The organism is Thermococcus sp. (genome assembly GCF_027023865.1).
In the GTDB taxonomy this organism is placed as follows: domain Archaea; phylum Methanobacteriota_B; class Thermococci; order Thermococcales; family Thermococcaceae; genus Thermococcus.
Window position 1 is genome coordinate 21,156 of record NZ_JALVUC010000014.1, and the last position, 18,905, is coordinate 40,060.

At 52.8% G+C, this 18,905-nt stretch carries 18 protein-coding genes; 9 read left to right on the plus strand and 9 right to left on the minus strand.

What is annotated here, in order from left to right:
• Nucleotides 1-23: 23 nt before the first annotated feature.
• The 3 genes from MV421_RS04205 to MV421_RS04215 all read right to left on the minus strand — a co-directional run bounded on the left by MV421_RS04205 (nt 24) and on the right by MV421_RS04215 (nt 2,765).
• Nucleotides 24-932 carry a hypothetical protein gene (locus MV421_RS04205; RefSeq protein WP_297517899.1) on the minus strand — a complete coding sequence of 303 codons (909 nt, stop codon included), beginning with the start codon at nt 930-932 and terminating at the stop codon, nt 24-26.
• A gap of 105 nt (nt 933-1,037) precedes the next feature.
• The gene (locus MV421_RS04210; protein ID WP_297517901.1) at nt 1,038-1,547 is read right to left on the minus strand and encodes a hypothetical protein; all 510 of its coding nucleotides are present in this window, start codon (nt 1,545-1,547) and stop codon (nt 1,038-1,040) included.
• Nucleotides 1,548-1,604: 57 nt separating this feature from the next.
• Entirely contained in the window at nt 1,605-2,765 is a 1,161-nt protein-coding gene (locus MV421_RS04215; RefSeq protein ID WP_297420492.1) for a tRNA pseudouridine(54/55) synthase Pus10, read from the minus strand.
• A gap of 45 nt (nt 2,766-2,810) precedes the next feature.
• Here MV421_RS04215 and MV421_RS04220 point away from each other — a divergent pair, with 45 nt between their 5' ends.
• The 3 genes from MV421_RS04220 to gatE all read left to right on the plus strand — a co-directional run bounded on the left by MV421_RS04220 (nt 2,811) and on the right by gatE (nt 6,393).
• Nucleotides 2,811-3,104, plus strand: coding sequence for a transcriptional regulator (locus MV421_RS04220; RefSeq protein ID WP_297420489.1), 294 nt, complete (start codon nt 2,811-2,813; stop codon nt 3,102-3,104).
• A gap of 74 nt (nt 3,105-3,178) precedes the next feature.
• Nucleotides 3,179-4,498, plus strand: coding sequence for a Glu-tRNA(Gln) amidotransferase subunit GatD (gene gatD, locus MV421_RS04225; RefSeq protein ID WP_297420486.1), 1,320 nt, complete (start codon nt 3,179-3,181; stop codon nt 4,496-4,498).
• A gap of 5 nt (nt 4,499-4,503) precedes the next feature.
• A complete protein-coding gene (gene gatE / locus MV421_RS04230) occupies nt 4,504-6,393 on the plus strand; it encodes a Glu-tRNA(Gln) amidotransferase subunit GatE (protein ID WP_297517903.1) in 1,890 nt (629 codons plus the stop codon).
• A gap of 46 nt (nt 6,394-6,439) precedes the next feature.
• Here gatE and MV421_RS04235 read toward each other — a convergent pair whose 3' ends face one another.
• The 5 genes from MV421_RS04235 to MV421_RS04255 all read right to left on the minus strand — a co-directional run bounded on the left by MV421_RS04235 (nt 6,440) and on the right by MV421_RS04255 (nt 11,317).
• Nucleotides 6,440-7,162 (minus strand): ABC transporter permease, encoded by a 723-nt coding sequence (locus tag MV421_RS04235; protein WP_297503637.1) that lies wholly within the window; start codon nt 7,160-7,162, stop codon nt 6,440-6,442.
• The gene (locus tag MV421_RS04240; protein WP_297517905.1) at nt 7,150-8,091 is read right to left on the minus strand and encodes an ABC transporter ATP-binding protein; all 942 of its coding nucleotides are present in this window, start codon (nt 8,089-8,091) and stop codon (nt 7,150-7,152) included. Before MV421_RS04240 ends, MV421_RS04235 begins: the two co-directional genes overlap by 13 nt.
• On the minus strand, nt 8,088-9,233 hold the full coding sequence (locus MV421_RS04245; protein ID WP_297420474.1) for a PQQ-binding-like beta-propeller repeat protein: 1,146 nt from the start codon (nt 9,231-9,233) through the stop codon (nt 8,088-8,090). The genes MV421_RS04240 and MV421_RS04245 overlap by 4 nt, the downstream gene beginning before the upstream one ends.
• A 93-nt stretch (nt 9,234-9,326) precedes the next feature.
• Complete coding sequence (gene hmgA / locus MV421_RS04250; protein ID WP_297420470.1) at nt 9,327-10,553, minus strand: hydroxymethylglutaryl-CoA reductase (NADPH); 1,227 nt, start codon at nt 10,551-10,553, stop codon at nt 9,327-9,329.
• 20 nt (nt 10,554-10,573) lie between these two features.
• A complete protein-coding gene (locus tag MV421_RS04255) occupies nt 10,574-11,317 on the minus strand; it encodes a MinD/ParA family protein (protein WP_297420466.1) in 744 nt (247 codons plus the stop codon).
• A 151-nt stretch (nt 11,318-11,468) separates the two neighbouring features.
• On the opposite strand from MV421_RS04255, the gene tdh reads away from it, so the two are divergent.
• From tdh to truA, 6 genes are all read left to right on the plus strand, one after another.
• Nucleotides 11,469-12,521, plus strand: coding sequence for an L-threonine 3-dehydrogenase (tdh, locus tag MV421_RS04260; RefSeq protein WP_297420536.1), 1,053 nt, complete (start codon nt 11,469-11,471; stop codon nt 12,519-12,521).
• 63 nt (nt 12,522-12,584) lie between these two features.
• Nucleotides 12,585-12,758, plus strand: coding sequence for a hypothetical protein (locus MV421_RS04265; protein WP_297517907.1), 174 nt, complete (start codon nt 12,585-12,587; stop codon nt 12,756-12,758).
• Nucleotides 12,759-12,914: 156 nt separating this feature from the next.
• Nucleotides 12,915-13,124: a type II toxin-antitoxin system VapC family toxin gene (locus MV421_RS04270; RefSeq protein ID WP_297420460.1), complete on the plus strand. Its 210-nt coding sequence runs from the start codon at nt 12,915-12,917 to the stop codon at nt 13,122-13,124.
• A gap of 145 nt (nt 13,125-13,269) precedes the next feature.
• Entirely contained in the window at nt 13,270-14,772 is a 1,503-nt protein-coding gene (locus MV421_RS04275) for a phenylalanine--tRNA ligase subunit alpha (protein ID WP_297420457.1), read from the plus strand.
• Nucleotides 14,773-14,781: 9 nt separating this feature from the next.
• Entirely contained in the window at nt 14,782-16,500 is a 1,719-nt protein-coding gene (gene pheT / locus MV421_RS04280) for a phenylalanine--tRNA ligase subunit beta (protein WP_297420454.1), read from the plus strand.
• Nucleotides 16,501-16,742: 242 nt separating this feature from the next.
• On the plus strand, nt 16,743-17,546 hold the full coding sequence (truA, locus tag MV421_RS04285) for a tRNA pseudouridine(38-40) synthase TruA (RefSeq protein ID WP_297517910.1): 804 nt from the start codon (nt 16,743-16,745) through the stop codon (nt 17,544-17,546).
• On the opposite strand, the gene MV421_RS04290 is transcribed toward truA, so the two are convergent.
• Entirely contained in the window at nt 17,493-18,887 is a 1,395-nt protein-coding gene (locus MV421_RS04290; protein ID WP_297503646.1) for a DEAD/DEAH box helicase, read from the minus strand. The genes truA and MV421_RS04290 overlap by 54 nt on opposite strands.
• Nucleotides 18,888-18,905: the final 18 nt, after the last annotated feature.

Genomic DNA, 18,905 nt, shown 5'->3' on the forward strand with positions numbered 1-18,905 from the left:
GAGAGTGTTTATAAATCTTTCACTTACCCATTTCTCCAGCGTAGGAGCAGTGGTAAGAACGCGATGGGGATTACCACCGCTGGACCGCAGATCGAACCTTCTGGTTTCTCTTTCAACGACTTTAACGGCTTGATCACTATAGGAATGTCCCCTTTGGTGGCTTTAACCCCAACCCGCCCTTTGAAAGTCTTTACAGCAACTTTACTAGACTTCACGATGACCATGGGGGCCAAGTGAATATGAGCGGGTTCAACGGTTACCTTAAAGGGATACACCTTAAATGCTTTACCATTGATTACATCTCCAAAGCTCGAAACGATGGCCAAATCCCTGAACGTTCCAATGCTTCCGTTTAACGCAACGAGACGCCATACTGAGATGAAAGAATTCCCCATAACAGCCATTCCAGAGGGTGCTACAAACGCTTCGGACTCCATTCCTGTGCCGTTCCCAACGAGAACAAAGCTGCTCTTAACGTTTCCATGTGTGTCCGTTTTCACGACTTCGTAGGTTGTGTCGATCCCAACACAATCAAGGCGGAACGCTTCAATAATAGCTGGCTGAAAGAAGAGGTTGCCGTTCGATAGGATCAGAGACCGTGTAGGCTCAGTAGACGAGGTACTGACGCTCCTCAGGCTAATGTTTTGCCCCGTTTCGGTACACTCCTTTATGGGGATGAGACGATAGAGTTTTGACCAGAGGACTGCGTTGTTCTCTATTTCCCCAAGAACGGTTCCGTTTGATGAACCACCAAGGAAGTAGATGGCTTCCCCGGTACTTGCGGTTGATTTAACGAAGAAGCCCCTTAGGTTGGTTTTGAATTCCTTTACACTTATCACTTCTCCGTTGGAGCCGAGCCTGGCGTAGTAGTATCTTTTCCCTGAGTCGTGGAGTATCAGATAATAACCCTTTGCAAGTTCTCCAGCCCCCACACTGTAAAGCTCCCTTGGGCCATGAACGATCCAGTAATCCCTCGCCCACAGAACTTCCCCGCTTCGTCGGTCGAGGGCCAGAACGAGCGGTTTGGAAACGTCTATTCAGTTTATGTCGTATTCAACGTGGGTTGTGATTAGGATCCTGTCCCCAGTCTGAACTGCATCGTCAACGAAAGGTATCCATCCTGGACTCACGTTGAGGAGATAATCTTTCGACCACACGAGCGTTCCATTTTCACTAAGCTCAACGACCCACAGGTCGGTGTGGTTCCCATTCCAGTCACGCCCGATGAGCAGTGTTGAACCGTTGGCGGTTGCATAGAGGATCCTTGGTGAGTGGAGAAAGTCCCCTTTAACAGCTTCAACCCAGTTAACGGAGCCGTTGCTCTTCAGGTACACAACCCAGGCTCCCGGAACCACAGGTTTCCCAGTGGAGGTCATGTTGAACGGAACTACGATTACGAATCCATTCTTTCCATCCGCTCCAACGCCGGCTATGGGGTTGGGATAAGTGATCGTTCCGTTACCCGGTGCCCATATAATGACAGAGCCTTTAACCAATCCTGCCACGAATAGTAACAGCAAGACAAGAAGAGTAACCCTCTTCAGCATGGTATATCCCCAAATACGAATCAGCAGGAAAAATAAAAAGTTTTTCATGAAGGAATACTAATGGTCAAGAATGTTCAGAACGTCGAGCCTCTCGCACCACGCCGGTTTCCCAAGCAAGTCGCTCACGCTCGGTCTCGTCCTACCTTTGTCACCTGAAATCAGCTCCTTGATGTAGAGGCCGCCGTCGGTGACAAGGCGCAACTCAAAGTGCTTTTCGTCAATCCATTTCGCCTCCACCTTGTGAACCCTTTTGATCCTCACCTTATCTGCCCTCACCGTCCTCACGCGCCACGGCGTCCTCTGGTGGATTTCAATACCTTTCAACTTCCTCGCTACTTCCCCCGCTTCCTCCGGTGTTACACCGTCCTCGACGAGAACTAAAGCGAGATATTCTTTACGGTGGTTCTTCGTTAGAACATTCTCGACCTCCTTCGGCGAGACGAAGCGAGGGTTGAGAGCACTGACCTTGCCGCTCGCGTTTATCTCCTCCACTATTGCGTTTAGATTGAGCTTTCTCTTCTTGGGCCTCTTGATCTCGACGATGAAGGGCCTGCCGTTGCCGAGCATGCGAACGTCAACGTCCTCCCTTCCGGAGCCTTTGAAGACGCACTTCCCGCCGCTCGCCTTTGAAAAAGCCCGACAGATTATGGAAGCAACACTGTCCTTAAAGCCAGGCATAGGAGTTTGGGGGATACCTCTGACGAGCTTCCTATAGCGGCCATAAATGTAAATCGGATTGATTTGAAGCTCAATTTCACCGGAATAAGGTTCCATGATAAAGACAACATCAGGCTTCTTGGAGGTGTCCTTTCCAGTGGCTAAACCGAATGCCTTCCCGAGCTCGCGGTTGAACTCGCGGTTAATCGGCTCTCCAGTATCGATTCCAAACTCCCTCCAGATTGCCTCTTCTCTCTCGCAGACCTCTTCCAAAAAACGCGAACCGACGAGAAACGTCTCGAAATCTACTCCCTCGGAAACTTCTTTCATCATCTCAACTAGTTCGGGAATCCCCTCAAAGACGTTTTCGCAAATCTCACACTTCTCCGGCTCGTTAATGGGGGGTAACCCCTCCGCAGAGCGCTCCATGTTGAGGACGAACCTTATTGCCTTTCCCCTCTCCTCGTTGGTGCCCTTTCCGAGCCTCGCGAAGAGTCTGCCGAGGCAGTGATTGCAGAGTTCGTGTCTTTCAAGAACCTCTCCAGCCTTCTCGACTATCATGTTCCCACCCTAATGTTTATATCCGTCCCGTCCAACCGCCTCGCGATGATGACTCGAAGACAGCGCATAATAAAGCTTTTGGAGGAGCGAGACTACTCGCCGAGCGAGCTTGCACTGGCTCTCGGTATACGGGGCAGGGACACCAAGAGGACCATACTAGAGGACTTAAAAGCGATTCAGAAAACCCTCAAACGAGAGGGTAAGATTCTCCTAATAAAGCCCGCCGAGTGTAGGAAGTGCGGCTTCGTTTTCCAGCCCGAGATAAAGATCCCCTCCAGGTGCCCGCATTGCAAGTCAGAGTGGATAGAGGAGCCGAGGTTCAAGATAGAGCCTAAGTGATGCTCTGATTTTGAAGCCTTCAAGGCCCGAAGGTTTATATTACGCGTCTTCCACTTTAGAACGGAGGGAGGCCAATGCGAAAGGTTGAGCGGTTTATGAAGGAGAAGAGCCTTGAGGTGGGCGATTACGTCAGAGTTATCAGGAAAGAGGACGGACGTGAGAGCGTCTACGAGGGAATAATCATGAGCCCCTACGAGCTTTCCAGCGGTGAAACCCTCACGATAAAGCTGGACAACGGATACAACATCGGGATACTCGTTGATGCAATTTCCAAAGTTGAGATAATCGAAAAGGCTCGGCCAAGGGGGGAGGTAAGCTTCGCCGAGATTTTTCCGAAGAAGCCCGAACTCCCGAACGTGGCGATACTGGGAACCGGTGGAACCATCGCGAGCAGGATAGACTACAAAACGGGAGCGGTTCACGCGGCCTTCACCGCGGAGGAGCTTGCAACGGCCGTTCCTGAGATATTCGAGATAGCAAACATAACACCCAAGCTTCTCTTTAACATAATGAGTGAGGATATGAAGCCCGAATACTGGAGGGAGATAGCCCACGAGGTTGCCAAGCTTCTCAACGACGGCGAGGATGGTGTTGTGGTAACCCACGGAACGGATACGCTTGCCTACACCGCATCGGCCCTCAGCTTCATGCTCCGCGACCTTGGAAAGCCCGTCATCCTCGTCGGCTCGCAGAGAAGCTCCGACAGGCCCAGCAGCGACGCGGCCATGAATCTAATCTGCTCAGTCAGGATGGCCACCTCCGACTTCGGTGAGGTGGCGGTAGTGATGCACGGCGAGACGGGCGACACTTACTGTTTGGCTCACCGCGGGACCAAGGTAAGGAAGATGCACACTTCAAGGAGAGATGCCTTCAGAAGTATAAACGATATCCCAATAGCTAAGATATGGCCTAGGGGCAAGATAGAGTTCCTGCGCAGTGATTACAAGAAGAGGACTGATTCCGAGGTTCACGTCGACGACAGAATGGAGGAGAGGGTTGCCCTCGTTAAAGTATTCCCCGGAATCCAGCCGGAGGTTATTGACTTCTTCGTTGACAGAGGCTACAGGGGGCTGGTCCTCGAGGGAACCGGCCTCGGTCACACCCCCAACGAGCTGATTCCTGTCATTGAGCGCGCTAGGGAGGAAGGAGTAACCATCTGCATGACAAGCCAGTGCCTTTACGGCAGGGTGAACCTCAACGTCTACTCCACTGGGAGGAGGCTCCTCAAGGCGGGCGTTATTCCGTGCGAGGACATGCTTCCGGAGACGGCCTACGTAAAACTCATGTGGGTCCTTGGCCATACCAACGACCCGGAGGAAGTCCGCGGAATGATGCTCACGAGCTATGCCGGTGAGATAACGCCCTACACGAGGTTTGACACATACCTGAGGTGATGACGATGACCGAAAAGTTAAATTACAAAGAACTCGGCCTCAGGGTCGGTCTTGAGATTCACAGGCAGTTGGACACGAGGAAGCTGTTCTCACCCGTCCCGAGCGAGTTCAGCGAGGAAGTTGACTTCACGTTTGAGAGGAAGCTTAGGCCGACGATAAGCGAGATGGGTGAGATTGATCCGGCCGCTTTAGAGGAGTTCAAGAAGGGAAAGAAATATATCTATCAAGGCAACTACAGGCTTACTGACCTCGTTTACATGGACGAAGAGCCGCCGAGGGGGCCAGATACTGAGGCTCTCAAAGTTTCACTCCAGATAGGCTACCTTCTCAACGCTACCCCCGTTGATGAGGTTCACTTCATGCGCAAGATCGTCATCGACGGCTCGAACGTTTCGGGCTTTCAGAGGACCGCGATAGTCGCAATGGATGGGAAGGTTGATACGCCGTGGGGAAGCGTTGGAATCCCAACCGTCTGCCTTGAGGAGGACGCGTGCAGAATTGTCGAGCGGAAGGAGAAGGAGGTAGTCTACCGCCTCGACCGCCTCGGTATTCCGCTGGTTGAGATAAGCACCACTCCGGACATACACCACCCGGAGCAGGCGAAGGTCGTTGCGAAGTATATAGGTGATGCCCTGAGGGCCACTAGAAAGGTCAAGCGCGGCCTTGGAACGATAAGGCAGGACCTCAACGTCTCGATTAAAGGCGGAGCAAGAGTTGAGATTAAAGGCGTCCAGGAGCTTGATATGATACCCCTCATCATCGAGCGCGAAGTGGAAAGACAGTTGAACCTGCTCAAGATCAAGGACGAGCTTCTCGAGAGGGGAATTAGACCGGGGGACATTAAAGAAGAGTTCCACGACGTCACCGAAATCTTTGGTAACACGGGCTCAAAGATAATCGCGAGGGCAATAAAGAGCGGGGGTAAGGTGCTTGCCGTTAAGCTTCCGGGCTTCCGCGGGTTGATCGGCAGGGAGATACAGCCGGGCAGGCGCTTAGGTACCGAGATGGCAGACAGGGCAAAGAAGTATGTGAAGGGTATCTTCCACATCGATGAACTGCCGAATTATGGAATTACAGAATTAGAGGTTAACGCGGTTATCGAAAAACTCGGACTTGGAGAGGACGACGCCTTCGTTCTGGTTGCGGCTGAGGAGGAAACCGCCAAGAAAGCCTTAGTAGAGGTCGTCAAGCGCGCTAAAGAGGTCATAGAAGGCGTTCCAGAGGAGACGAGGAGAGTCTTGCCCGACGGCAATACGCAGTACATGCGTCCACTTCCTGGAAAAGCGAGGATGTATCCAGAGACGGATATACCGCCGATATTCATAACACCCGAGATGAGGGAGAGGATAAAGGTGAACCTGCCGGAATTGCCCCAGGAGAGGGTTGAGCGCTTCGTCAAAGAATACAGAATTGATAGGAGTCTAGCTGAAACCCTTGTCAACGACGAGCGCGACGAACTCTTTGAGGAGCTTATTGGGAAGGGTCTCAAGCCTTCTCTGGTCGCTTCAATACTCGTCGTCGTCCTCAAGGGACTCAAAAAGGAGGCCCCGATAGAGAACCTCACCGAGGAGCACATTAGGGGGGCTTTTGAACTCTACCTTGAGGGCAGAATCGCCAAAGAGGCCTTTGAGGAGATATTCACGGAACTCGCGAACAACCCTGGAAAGACAGCCCAAGAAGTGGCCGAGGAGAAGGGCCTAACCCTACTGGGTGAGGAAGAAGTAGAGAGGATAATCGATGAGGTCATCCGGGGGAACATCGACGTCATAAAGGCAAAAGGCATGGGCGCGATAGGCATGATAATGGGAAGGGCAATGGCAAAGCTCCGCGGCAGGGCCGACGGAAAGCTCGTGAACATGCTGGTAAGGAAGAAGATCCAGGAGATAGCGGGCTGAAGTGCCCGTTCTCTCCAGCTCTTTTGGTCTCCCTTCTTGAATGGTGTTAGTAAAGCCTCCTGAGTGACCTTATTGAGAGTAGAGTGAAGAGGAGCGTCATAAAGATCATGGTGAGGGCAGACGCTAAAGGAGGGACGACGTCGTAGTAGTAGAGTATTCCGTAGCGCAGGCCGTCAACGGAGTAAGTCATGGGCGTTACGAGGCCTATGGGCAGGAACCAGCGCGGGAAGAGCGTCAGCGAGGCTATCGCACCGCTCGTGAACATCATTGGAAGTCTTATGATGTTGAGCCAGGTCATGACGTTTATCGGGTTGAATATCGCGAGAGAGATGTAAACTCCCATCGCCGCGAAGGTGAGGTTCGACAGGAGCAGGTTGAGGGTGGTTACTGAAACGCTCCAGAGGGGGTAGGTCATAAAGTGCAGAACGAGGAGGAGTGTTACCGTGCTCACCATGAGGCCGAATATCGTCCCGACAAGGATTTTGGCGACTATTATCTCCCCGTAACTAACCGGTGAAAGGAGGAGCCGCTCAAATGTCCTCAGCCGGCGTTCGAATATTATCGATGAAGACACGAAGGAGGTAGTTCCAAAGAGGGCCGAGATGCTAACGAGTCCCGGGACAAGGTGATCTATATCACCGAATCTCGCTATAAAGGCCAGGCTGAAGACCAAGGGAAAGATAAGCCCCCAGCTTATTGCACCCGGCTTTAACATGTACTCCTTAAGCTCCTTGACGATTATGGCGTAGACCTTCATCATAGTGGGCATCCCCCGCAGGCACAGCCCTTCTCGCCGTTTTCCTCCTCAGTCAGCTCGAGGAAGACCTCTTCTATGCTCGGCAGTTCGGTTGAGATGTGTAAAACCCTGAAGCCCAGCCCCCTCTTCAGTTCCTCGAGTTCATCCATGAAGGTATCAACGTCCTCAACCTTTAGAAGGAGTGAGTCTTCATCGAAGATCGGTGAGTATTCCTCAAGTGCGTGGATGATGGCGCTCTTCAACGGCTCAACCTTGAGCCTGACCCTAACCTCGCTCCCCACGAGCCTCCTGACCTCGTTCCTTCCACCTAGAGCCACTATCCTCCCGTGGTTGATTATCGCTATCCTGTGGGGGAGCGTCTCTGCCTCCACCATGTTGTGAGTCGTCAGAAAGACCGTCCTTCCTGATACGTTTAGCACCCTCACCATCTCGCGAACCATCTTCGCAGAGCGGACGTCCAGGGCTATCGTCGGCTCGTCCATGAATATCACTGGGGGGTCATGGATTAGAGCGGCCACTATGCTGGCTCTCTTCTTGAAGCCGGAGCTGAGCTTTCCAAACTTTTTCTTGGCCGGGAGGTTGAAGTCCTTTATGAGCTTCGACACGTTCTCCATTGGGGCTTCATAGAGCCTCGCCAGAAAGCGGAGGTTCTCTTCGACTGTCAGCTCATCGTAGAGGTTTGAAACGTCCTGAACGACCCCTATGCTCTTCTTAACCTTCACCTTTTCCTTCCTCACGTCGTAGCCGTTCACATAGGCCTCTCCCTCGGTTATCGTCGTCAGACTAGAGAGCATCCTGACCGTCGTCGTTTTTCCTGCACCGTTTGGGCCTAAGAAGCCGAATATCTCGCCCTTCCTGACCTCAAAGCTTATCCCGTCCACGGCAGTGAAGTCTCCGTAGCGCTTCGTCAGGTTGACTGCCCTTACTATCGGCTCGCTCATTCTCTAAACTCCCTCCACAAAAGGTATCCAACGAGGACAAGCCCGACTGATATCCCCACCACAAGGGGGAGACCTGAAAGCCTGTAGGACGGTGCCTCCGTGGTTTCCGTTGGTGTAACCGTCCCGCTGAGGCGGAGGACGTCTATCGTCTCCCGGCAGTTCTCAAGGGAGTGATAGCCGTAGCCAACTGCCAGAAAGCTTGCGTCCCTGGCAATTCCAACGTTCTTAACGCTCCAGTTGAAGCTTGTGTCCCACAGAACGGTTCCGTTCGGGGCGACGAATATCGCCTGCTTTGCACCTCCAGCTAAGAGGTATCCCCTGGCCGTTGATACCTGGAGCGTCGAGACGAGGAACGGAACTTTATAAACCACGCTCCCGTTCGATGAGAGGAGAACCAGGCTCCCGATGTCTCCCCCAACCGCGACGTTCTCTCCATCGGAGTCGATGTAGCGGACGAGGTTGTTGAAGTGCCTCATCCAGAGTTTCTTTCCACTCCACGATACCTTTCCAACGTCGCTCCAGCTGCCGTCCTTGGCCGTTACCCTGAGAAAGATCCCACTGTTACTCCCTATTGCCTGGCGGACGTAGCCACCGAACGAGTCTGAGAAGAGTACCTTTCCCGAGAGGTTGAGAGCCTTGAGGGAGTTGTCAACACCGACCGCTATCCTGTTCCCGTAGAGGTCAACGCTCCAAGTGTAGTTTCCAACCTTTTTCTCCCAGGCGAGCTTTCCATTCCTGAAGAGGTAAACGTAGCCTGAGCTGTCCCCCGCAACCACGATCTTTCCGTCCTTGGAAACGTCCACCTTTGTGATGGCACCTTTGGCCTTATACTCCCAGAGGAGGGTGCCGTTTGAATTGAAATACTGTATCCATTTTCCCTCAGTTCCTATAACAAGATCGTTGTTGCCACTCAGTGCCGCAGTGTAGGATATTCCCCTAGTTGGTTTCTTGAAGATGAGATAGCCGTTGGGCGAGAGAAGCTCGGCATAGTAGCCGAAGGCGAGGCCTATGTAACCGTTATCGTTGAGAGCCATGTCAAAGACTATACACTGGTCTGTGTAGGTCCATGTCCAGTTCACCTGAGCACTCGCAAACGGAATCACCGAGAGAAGGAGGAGAATGGCAAGTAAAGCTCTCTTCATTTTCTATCCCCACTGAAGTTTGGTCAGGAGCTTAAAGAGTTAGTGATCCAAAAGGTCAACTAACTTTGCTCTTGTGGGAAAATAAGAGACATCTCAACGGCCCAGCTCCTTGTGAGCCTTCGCGAGGTGTTTAGCGGCTATAGCGGCCAAAAGTGAGAGTTCCCCAGCTAAGACCGCGCCGGCAACTATCTCCCCAAACTTCTTGGCGTTGCTCCCTGGAGGATCTCCTCCGCCGGCGACACCCATAATCGAGAGCGCTTCCCTCTGGGTTGGAACACGGGTTCCGCCGCCGACGGTTCCTATCTCAAGGCTCGGCATGGTTATGCTCATATAGAGGTCGCCCTCTGGAGTCACCTCAGCGAGGGTTATGCCGTGTGAGCCCTCGGTTATCTGAGCTTCGTCCTGACCTGTCGCCAGGAATATCGCCCCGACGATGTTTCCAAAGTGCGCGTTGAAGCCGTAGGAAGCGGCCTGGGCAGAACCGACGAGGTTTTTCCTGTAGTTGACCTCGGCTATGAGTTCTGGCGTCGTCTTCAGCTTCTTCCCTACTGTTTCTCTCGGAATTACCGCCTCGGCTATTACCGTTTTTCCCCTGCCCTCGATGAAGTTAAGGGCGTTGGGCTTCTTGTCGACGCAGAGGTTGCCAGAGAGAGCCAGATACTTAACGTCCGGGAACCTCTCCTCAATGGCCTTCATTATTTCCTCGCTGGATATGGTAACCATGTTCATACCCATTGCATCTCCAGTCTCGAACTCGAATCGGAGGTAGAGGTTGTTGCCAACTATAAAGGGCTTAACACCACGGAGCTTTCCGTGTTTAGTGACCGCGGAAACGACCTCCTCCTGGAGGTAGTTGAGGTTGTCCTTAACCCAATCCGCTACCTCCCTCGCGCGCCTCGCGTCTGGACATTTAAGGAGCGGCGCGCGGGCCATTTTATCGGCTATAATGGTGGTTTTAACCCCCCCGGCCTCCGTCAGTGCGGAACAGCCACGGTTGACACTTGCCACCAGAGCGCCTTCCGTTGTTGCCAGTGGAATGTAGAACTCCCCCTTTGCATATTCGCCATTGATTTTGAGCGGTCCGGCGACACCCATCGGTATCTGAACCACTCCAATCATGTTCTCGATGTTCTTGCCTATGAGTCTGTTTGGATCAACCGAGTAATGCCCGATGTCCCCGAGGCTCACGCCGAGCTTCTTCTCGAGTGCCTTCCTCCTTATTTCAGTGGCGAGCCTCTTGTCACCATTCGTGTACTTCTCAACTTGGTGGAGCTTTACCTCTCCGCTTGCGACCTTCTCAACCAGCTCCTCAAACTCCATAACCACACCTCCGTGAAAAATCAGCCGAACATCCATTCCTCAAGAACTTTGCCGGTCTCCATGAACGCTAGGGCTGCATCGCTACTGGGGGCGTATTTCAGAACCGGAATCCCTGCGTTTATCGACTCTGGAACAGCGTTGTCAAAGGGTATCCATCCAAGAACAGGAACGTCAAGGTCCTCCTCAACGGCGTCTATTATTTTATCCACTACGTCCTCCGACTCGCGCACCTTGTTCAGAACGACCCCAATGTTCAGGTTGTATCTGTCTCCGAGGGCCTTGAGCTTTTCTATCTCGTTTTTAACCATAATCTCAAAGGAGTATATTGGAGAGCGCTCTATCTCGACGACGATTATCTGGTAGTTAGCCAGCTCAAACGTGGGGAGGGTGTCGAAGGGTATGCCCGTTGGGGAGTCGACAAAGACTATCCCGAACTTGTATTTTACCCTGTCGAGTATCTCTACGAGCCGCTTGGGGGATATACCGAGGACATCCTGGAGCTGTGTACTTCCGGGCATGACATGAACGCCGGTCTCGGGGTGTTTGTAAATTGCCCACTCTGGGTCTACGTTGGGGTCCTTTAGAAGGGAGTGCACGGTGTACTTGACCGTATCGAGGGAGAAGTGGAACCCAAGGTTCGGGAGGTAAAGGTCGCCGTCGACGTCCAGCACGCGGTACTCCCGCATGGCAAGATAGGTACTTAAGTTTGCGGTAGTCGTGGTTTTACCTGCACCCCCCCTCCCCGTCACTACCACCAGCGCCATTCCTCAACCCCCTTGTCCAGAAGGAATTATCAAAATTCATTATAAGGTTTCCGCTCTTTTCGGCAAACCGCCGACACTCTGGAGGATTTTCACAAAAGGTTTATATCGATTCCGTTCAGATAGGGATTGTAAAGTTTAGGAGATGATCGCCATGGCCGAAAAGATGCCAGCCATAATGAAAACCAAGCCCGCCTACGGTGCCGAACTGGTTGAGGTTGACGTCCCCAAGCCCGGTCCGGGAGAGGTTCTCATAAAGGTTCTCGCGACGACTATCTGCGGAACCGACCTGCACATCTACGAGTGGAACGAGTGGGCGCAGAGCAGGATCAAGCCGCCCCAGATCATGGGACACGAGGTGGCTGGAGAGGTCATAGAGGTCGGTCCCAACGTTGAAGACCTCCAGGTTGGTGACTATATAAGCGCGGAGACACACATCGTCTGCGGTAAATGCTACACCTGCCGGCACAACCGTTACCACGTCTGCCAGAACACCAAGATATTCGGCGTTGACATGGATGGCGTTTTCGCCGAGTACGCTATCGTTCCAGTCAGGAACGCCTGGAAGAACCCGAAGGGTATGAAGCCGGAGCATGCCGCCCTTCAAGAACCCCTAGGAAACGCTGTTGATACCGTCTTGGCTGGCCCAATAGCGGGAAGGAGCACCCTCATCACAGGAGCAGGTCCGCTTGGACTCCTCGGGATAACCGTCGCGAAGGCGAGTGGTGCCTATCCCGTAATTGTGAGCGAACCGAGTGAGTACAGAAGAACGCTCGCCAAGAAGGTCGGTGCCGACTACGTCATCAACCCGTTTGAGGAAGACCCAGTTAAAGCAGTAATGGACATAACTGATGGCGCCGGCGTTGAGGTCTTCCTTGAGTTCAGTGGGGCACCGAAGGCCCTCGAGCAGGGCTTAGCGGCGACTACCCCGGGAGGGAGGGTTTCCCTGCTCGGCCTTTACCCGAGGGATGTCACGCTCGACTTCAACAACCTTATAATCTTTAAGGCCCTTGAAATTCACGGCATAACCGGCAGGCACCTCTGGGAGACATGGTACACCGTCTCGAGCCTTATCCAGAGCGGAAAGCTTAAGCTCGACGAGGTCATAACCCACAGATACAACGGCTTTGATAAATTTGAGGAAGCTTTTGAACTGATGCGCGCCGGCAAGACCGGAAAGGTCGTCTTCTTCCCGCACAAAAAGTGAGGGATTTCTTTTTCTTTTCCAGTTCTGGCGAAGGCATTAAATATCAAAAACCCAACTCTTAAAATGGGTGTGAAAATGGAAGGGGTTGAGTACATATACGATGAACATGGGCGAATTAAGGGGGTCATAGTACCCCCTGAGCTGTGGGAGCGTTTGAAAGGCTGGCTTTTGAACCTTCCAAGTACAGGGGTATATACCGAAACAAAAAGGGCCTCAAAGAGAGCCTGCGGGAGCTGAAGGAGGGATGGGAGGGGGATTTCTGGTAGACACAAACATCCTCATCTACTACCTCGCCGATGCTCTACCCCGTGAGGAGTTACTGAGGAGTTACCGAAAATTGAGGAAATTCTTCGCGAGAGCTTCAACATCTCGATAATAACGAAAATAGAGTTCTTGGGCTGGAAAGGGCACACTCCGGAGGGATTCGAAAAGTCCAAGGAATTCATTAGCTTCGCCCATGTAATACCTCTAACCGATGAAATAGCAGACCTTGTCATCGAATTAAGGAGAAGGAAGAAGATGAAACTTCCAGATGCAGTTATAGCCGCAACAGCCCTAAGATATGGTCTCACACTCATAACGAGGAACGTTGAGGACTTTTGAGGACTTCAAAAGTATCGATGGACTTGAGATTTACAACCCGTTCGGGAGGGTTGACTAGAAAAGGTAGCTCGCTCTTGTTCTTAGTCTTAAAACTTACCGCAATTCTCTTAAGTTCTCCCTCTCATTCACACCGGGAGGTGGCATCATGGAGCTAAGCTACCAGGAGAAGCTCACGCTCATAAAGCTCGGCGAGGATAAAAAGCTCAAATTTGAAGAACTCGTTCGAAAGACCGGCCTCGACCAGGTCGCCGTCATGCGCTCTGTTCTTGGACTTCAGGCGAAGGGACTTGCAAAGCTCCACGAAAAGAGCGAGAAGGTTGCTGTTCTAACGGAAACCGGAAAAAATTACTCGGAGGTAGGTCTTCCTGAGTGGAGAGCTCTTGAGGTTCTTAAGGTGAAAGGAAAGGTTACACTCAACGACCTCTCCGGAGTTCTCAGCGAGGACGAGCTTAAGCCGATAGTCGGTCTCCTCAGAAAGGAGGGCTGGGTGAACGTCAGAAAGGAAAACGGTAAGCTTATCCTTGAGATAACTGAAAAGGGCCTCAAAGCAGAGGAGAGGCCGATAGACAGGGCTTTGAAACTCCTTGCAGAGAGGAAAACCGTCCCGGTTGATGAGATTCAGAAGCTCGTTCCGGTTAGAGAACTTAAGAGGAGGAAGATAGCCGAGGAGGACACCGTAACCGAGAGGACGGTTGAGATAACCCCCGCCGGTGAGAAGATCGTCGCTAAGGGCATTGAGCTGAAGGAGCAGGTATCCGTTCTAACCCCAGGACTCATAAAATCCGGTAAGTGGAAGGAAGTCGAGTTCAGGCGCTTCGATATTAAAGCCCCCGTGAAGAGGCTTTACCCCGGCAAAAAGCAGCCGTACAGGGCTTTCCTTGACAAGATAAGGAGAAGACTAATCGAGATGGGCTTCATCGAGATGACATCGGAGAGCATGATTGAGACCCAGTTCTGGAACTTCGATGCACTATTCCAGCCCCAGAACCATCCCGCCCGCGAGTGGACTGACACCTACCAGCTCAAGTACCCGAAGAGCGGCTACCTACCTGAGGGGGGGCTCGTTGAGAGAGTTAAAGAAACACACGAGCGGGGCCTTGCCGGCTCGCGCGGCTGGGGCTACGTTTGGAGCCCTGAGAGAGCAATGCTCTTAATGCCCCGCGCCCATGGAACGGCCCTCGACGCGAGGCAGCTTTCCAGCGAGGTTGAAATTCCCGGGAAGTACTTCACGATTCAGCGCGTTTTCAGGCCCGACGTTTTAGACAGAACACACCTCATAGAGTTCAACCAGATAGACGGCTTCATCGTTGGGGAGGATTTAACCTTCAGACACCTCTTAGGAATCCTCAAGCGCTTTGCGGTGGAGATAGCTGGGGCGAAAAAAGTCAAGTTCCTGCCCGATTACTATCCGTTCACAGAGCCGAGCGTTCAGATGAGCGCCTACCACCCGGAGCTTGGCTGGGTTGAGTTCGGTGGGGCTGGAATATTCCGCGAGGAGATGACCAAAGCTCTCGGAATCGATGCGCCGGTAATAGCGTGGGGAATAGGAATCGACAGACTAGCGATGTTCAAGCTCGGAATAGATGACATCCGCTACCTCTTCAGCTACGATTTGAGGTGGCTGAGGGAAGCGAGGCTGGTCTGGTGAGGTGATACCATGCCAAAGTTCGACGTTTCAAAGTCCGACCTTGAGAGGCTCATCGGGAAGAGCTTCACCGTCGAGGAGTGGGAGGACCTCTTCTTATACGCCAAGTGCGAAATGGACGACTCCTGGGAGGAGAACGGTGAAATCTACTTCAAGGCAGACTCCAAGGATACCAACAGGCCCGACCTCTGGAGTGCCGAGGGGATAGCGAGGCAGATCAAGTGGGCACTCGGCATGGAGAGGGGCCTGCCGAAGTATGAAGTGGAGAAGAGTGATGTGATAGTTTACGTCGATGAAAAGCTGAAGAACATCCGTCCCTACGGTGTCTACGCAATCGTTGAAGGTCTCCACCTCGACGAGGAGGCCCTCAAGCAGATGATAAACCTCCAGGAGAAGGTTGCCCTAACCTTCGGTAGAAGGAGAAGGGAGGTGGCGATAGGCATCTTCGACTTCGACAAGGTGAAGTCCCCGATCTACTACCGTGCCGCCGAGAAAACCGAGAAGTTCATTCCGCTAGGCTTTAATGAGGAGCTAACGCTTAGGGAGATACTTGAGAAGCACGAGAAAGGGAAAGAATACGGGCATCTGATTAAGGACAAACCATACTACCCGCTCCTCATTGATTCCGAAGGAAAAGTTCTCTCGATGCCGCCTATCATCAACTCCGAGATAACCGGGAGGGTGACGACCGGGACGAGGAACGTCTTCGTGGATGTCACCGGCTGGGATCTGAGGAAGATTATGCTCGCCCTCAACGTCGTCGTTACCGCCCTGGCGGAGCGCGGCGGCAGGATAAAGAGCGTTAAAGTCGTTTATCCTGACTTCGAGGTTGAAGCGCCAGACCTGACACCAAAGAGCTTCGAGGTCGAGCTGGACTACATAAGAAAGCTGGCCGGCCTTGAGCTGAGCAACGAAGAGATCAAAGACCTCCTCGAGGAGATGATGTACGAAGTTAATCTTGGGGACGGTAAGGCAAAGCTCCTCTATCCGGCATTCCGCGACGACATAATGCACGCCCGCGACGTCCTTGAGGATGTTCTCATAGCTTACGGTTACAACGAGATTGAGCCGGAGGAGCCGGAGTTGGCGGTCCAGGGCAGGGGTGACAAGTTCGTCGAGTTCGAGGACGCGGTCAGGGAGCTGATGGTCGGCTACGGCCTCCAGGAGGTCATGACCTTCAACCTCACCAACAGGGAGGCGCAGTACTCAAAGATGAACCTTCCCTGCGGAGAGGGGGAGTGCAGCGACTACTTCAACCACCCACCGGGGGAGCTGGTTGAGATAGAGAACCCGATAAGTCCCAAGTGGTCCGCCCTTAGGGCCTGGCTCATACCGAGCCTGCTTGACTTCCTGAGCCAGAACACCCACGAGGAGTACCCCCAGAGGCTCTTCGAGGTCGGAAAGGCGACGCTGATCGACGAGAGCAGGGAGACGAAGACGGTAAGCGAGAGCAAGCTGGCGGTAGCCCTGGCCCACCCGCGCGTGACATTCACCGAGGCAAAGGAGATACTAGATTCAGTCATACACCACCTGGGCTTCTCCTACAGGCTGGAAGAGGTCGAGCACCCGAGTTTCACCCCGGGAAGGGCCGGGAAAATAGTGGTTGATGGGAAGGCAATAGGTCTCATAGGGGAAATCCACCCGGCCGTGCTTGAGAACTGGGGCCTTGAGATGCCCGTTGCTGTCTTTGAGCTTTTCCTGGCTCCCTTCTACAGCGAGCCGTATCTCTGAGTCGCTCCCTTTTCTCTCTTCTCCATCAGGACGAGCATTATCTCAAAGTTCGTCACGTTTGAGATCACCTCTTCATCAAACACTCCCTCCATGTTATCACCCCCAACGAAAGCTCTCTTCAGCTGTTTATCAGCTTTGCCCCTTCCTTTTGGGATTTTGTCCAAAGATAAACTTGCTCTTTGTAAAAAAATTCGTCCATCCGTCGGGGAAAAGCACTTATACCCCGTCGAGAACCATCGGCCATGAAGCTCGCTCTAAGAGTAGCCTACGATGGAACCGCATTCTACGGCTTCCAGAGACAGCCTGACGTAAGGACTGTTGAGGGTGAACTGCTGGAGGTTCTCACCAAGCTGGGTATCATCGAAGACGCGGAAAGTTCGGGCTTTAAAGGTGCCTCACGGACAGACAAAGGCGTTTCGGCCCTCTTCAACGTCGTCTCTTTCATCCCCAGAGAGAGGCCCGGCCTTGCCCGCCCCGAAGTTCTCAACCATCACCTGCGTGACATATGGGTTCTCGGGGTTGCAAAGGTTCCGGATGATTTTCACCCGCGCTTCTGGGCAAAGTCGAAGATCTACCGGTACTACCTCGTGGACGAGGGCTTTGACAGCGGGAGGATGGAGGAATGCGCACGGCTCTTCGTGGGGGAGCACAACTTCTCGGCCTTTGCGAGGCTCGAACCAGAGAAGAACCCCGTCAGAAGGGTAAAGCGGTTTGAGATTGAGGAAAGACGGGGTTATTACATTATCGAAATCGAGGGGAAGGGCTTCCTCTGGGAGATGGCGCGCAGAATGGTGAACGCGATGAGGTTCTGCGGGCTCGGCCTTATGGAATCCACTGAAATCGAGGGAATGCTCAAGGGGCAATACACTAAAAAAGTCCCGCCAGCTCCACCGGAGGGCCTTGTACTGTGGCGCATTGATTATCCAGAGGTGTCCTTCAAAACCGACGAGAGAGGCCTTCAGAAAGCCAAACGTGATATCTTTGGGAGCTACTCAAGAGCGCTTACGAGGGCGGCCCTTTTTGGGGACGTTCTCCTCGAGCTTTAATTGCATTTCCCTGTCATAGTATTTTCCGTAGTACTGCTTGAGCGCCTTCTGTCGCTCGATGAAGTGGGTGAAGAGAAGGGGATCGTCGTCCTGGACGTCAACTATAACCGCCTTCATACCCCTTTTTGGTCTCAAAGCACGGCCTATGGTCTGTATCGTCATTATATCGCTCTTGCCGCCGCCCGCGAGGATTATCGCCGAAATCTCGGGTATGTCAACACCTTCCTTAAGGAGTGTAGAGATTAGAACCGGTATCTCACCGTTTTTGAAGGCCTCCAGTATCTCCCATCTGTCTAAACTCTGGGAGCTGAGAAACTCGGCCTTTATCCCCTTTTCTTCGAGCATCTTCTTCAGAATTTTGCCGTGCTCTATGCGTTTGACATCGATTAGGACGCGGTGGCCCTTTCCCGCGAGTTCAACTGCTTTCTCAACCACGACCTTGTTTCTCTCCTCGTTGTTCATCACGAGATCCTCGTAAAGCTCTTTGTATCGCTCGCTGAAGGAGAGCATCATGGACTCGTATGTTATAACCTCGAAGCGCGGCTTCGCGAGGAATTTCTCCCTAATCAGATCCTCAGCTTTAACCTCAAATATCGTCGGGCCAACGACTGCCTCAATCTTTATCTCCTCTCCACGAACCCTTCTCCACGGTGTGGCGGAGAGACCAAAGCGATAGACCTGTGGGAGGGAAAGACCGAGCTGATAAAACTTATCTGCGGCAGAAGTCCTGTGGCACTCGTCAAACATCAGAACCGCGTAATCGTTCTGGAGCTTGTCAGCACCCCTTGAGAGAAGCGTCTGTATCATTGCCACCGTTACTTCTCCTTCATCCCAGCGGTTGTCTCCTACTATACCAGGCTCAACACCGAGGACATCGCGAACCTTGTCCGCCCATTGGTAGAGGAGTTCCTTGGTGTGGACGACGATGAGCGTCGAGAGGCCTATCTCGTGGATTATCCTCAGTCCAACAACCGTCTTGCCACTGCCAACGGGGAGCGCAAGGACACCCATCTTTTCTTTCAATGCCTTCTTAACCGCGCGCTCCTGGTACCTGCGCATAACGTAACCTTCGTTCCACTTGGAGTTAAGTCCTACCCCTCTAACCTGGCGTTTGTCCTTCACGCGGACGCGGTAGCCCTTACCCTTGAGGAACTTCTTAACCCTCGGGAGAAGCCCGACCGGGAAGGTCTTCTCGTAGGGGTCGTAAAGGCTCTCGGGTTTGTCCCACTTCCCGAAGTCCCGGCGGTAGCTCAGCAGTTCGTATATCTTGAAATAAAGCTGGGGATCGGCTTTCTCAATCCTCACCAGTGCCGAACCGTCTGGAATCCTAAGGACAACCATGGGCATGGCCAATCGCTG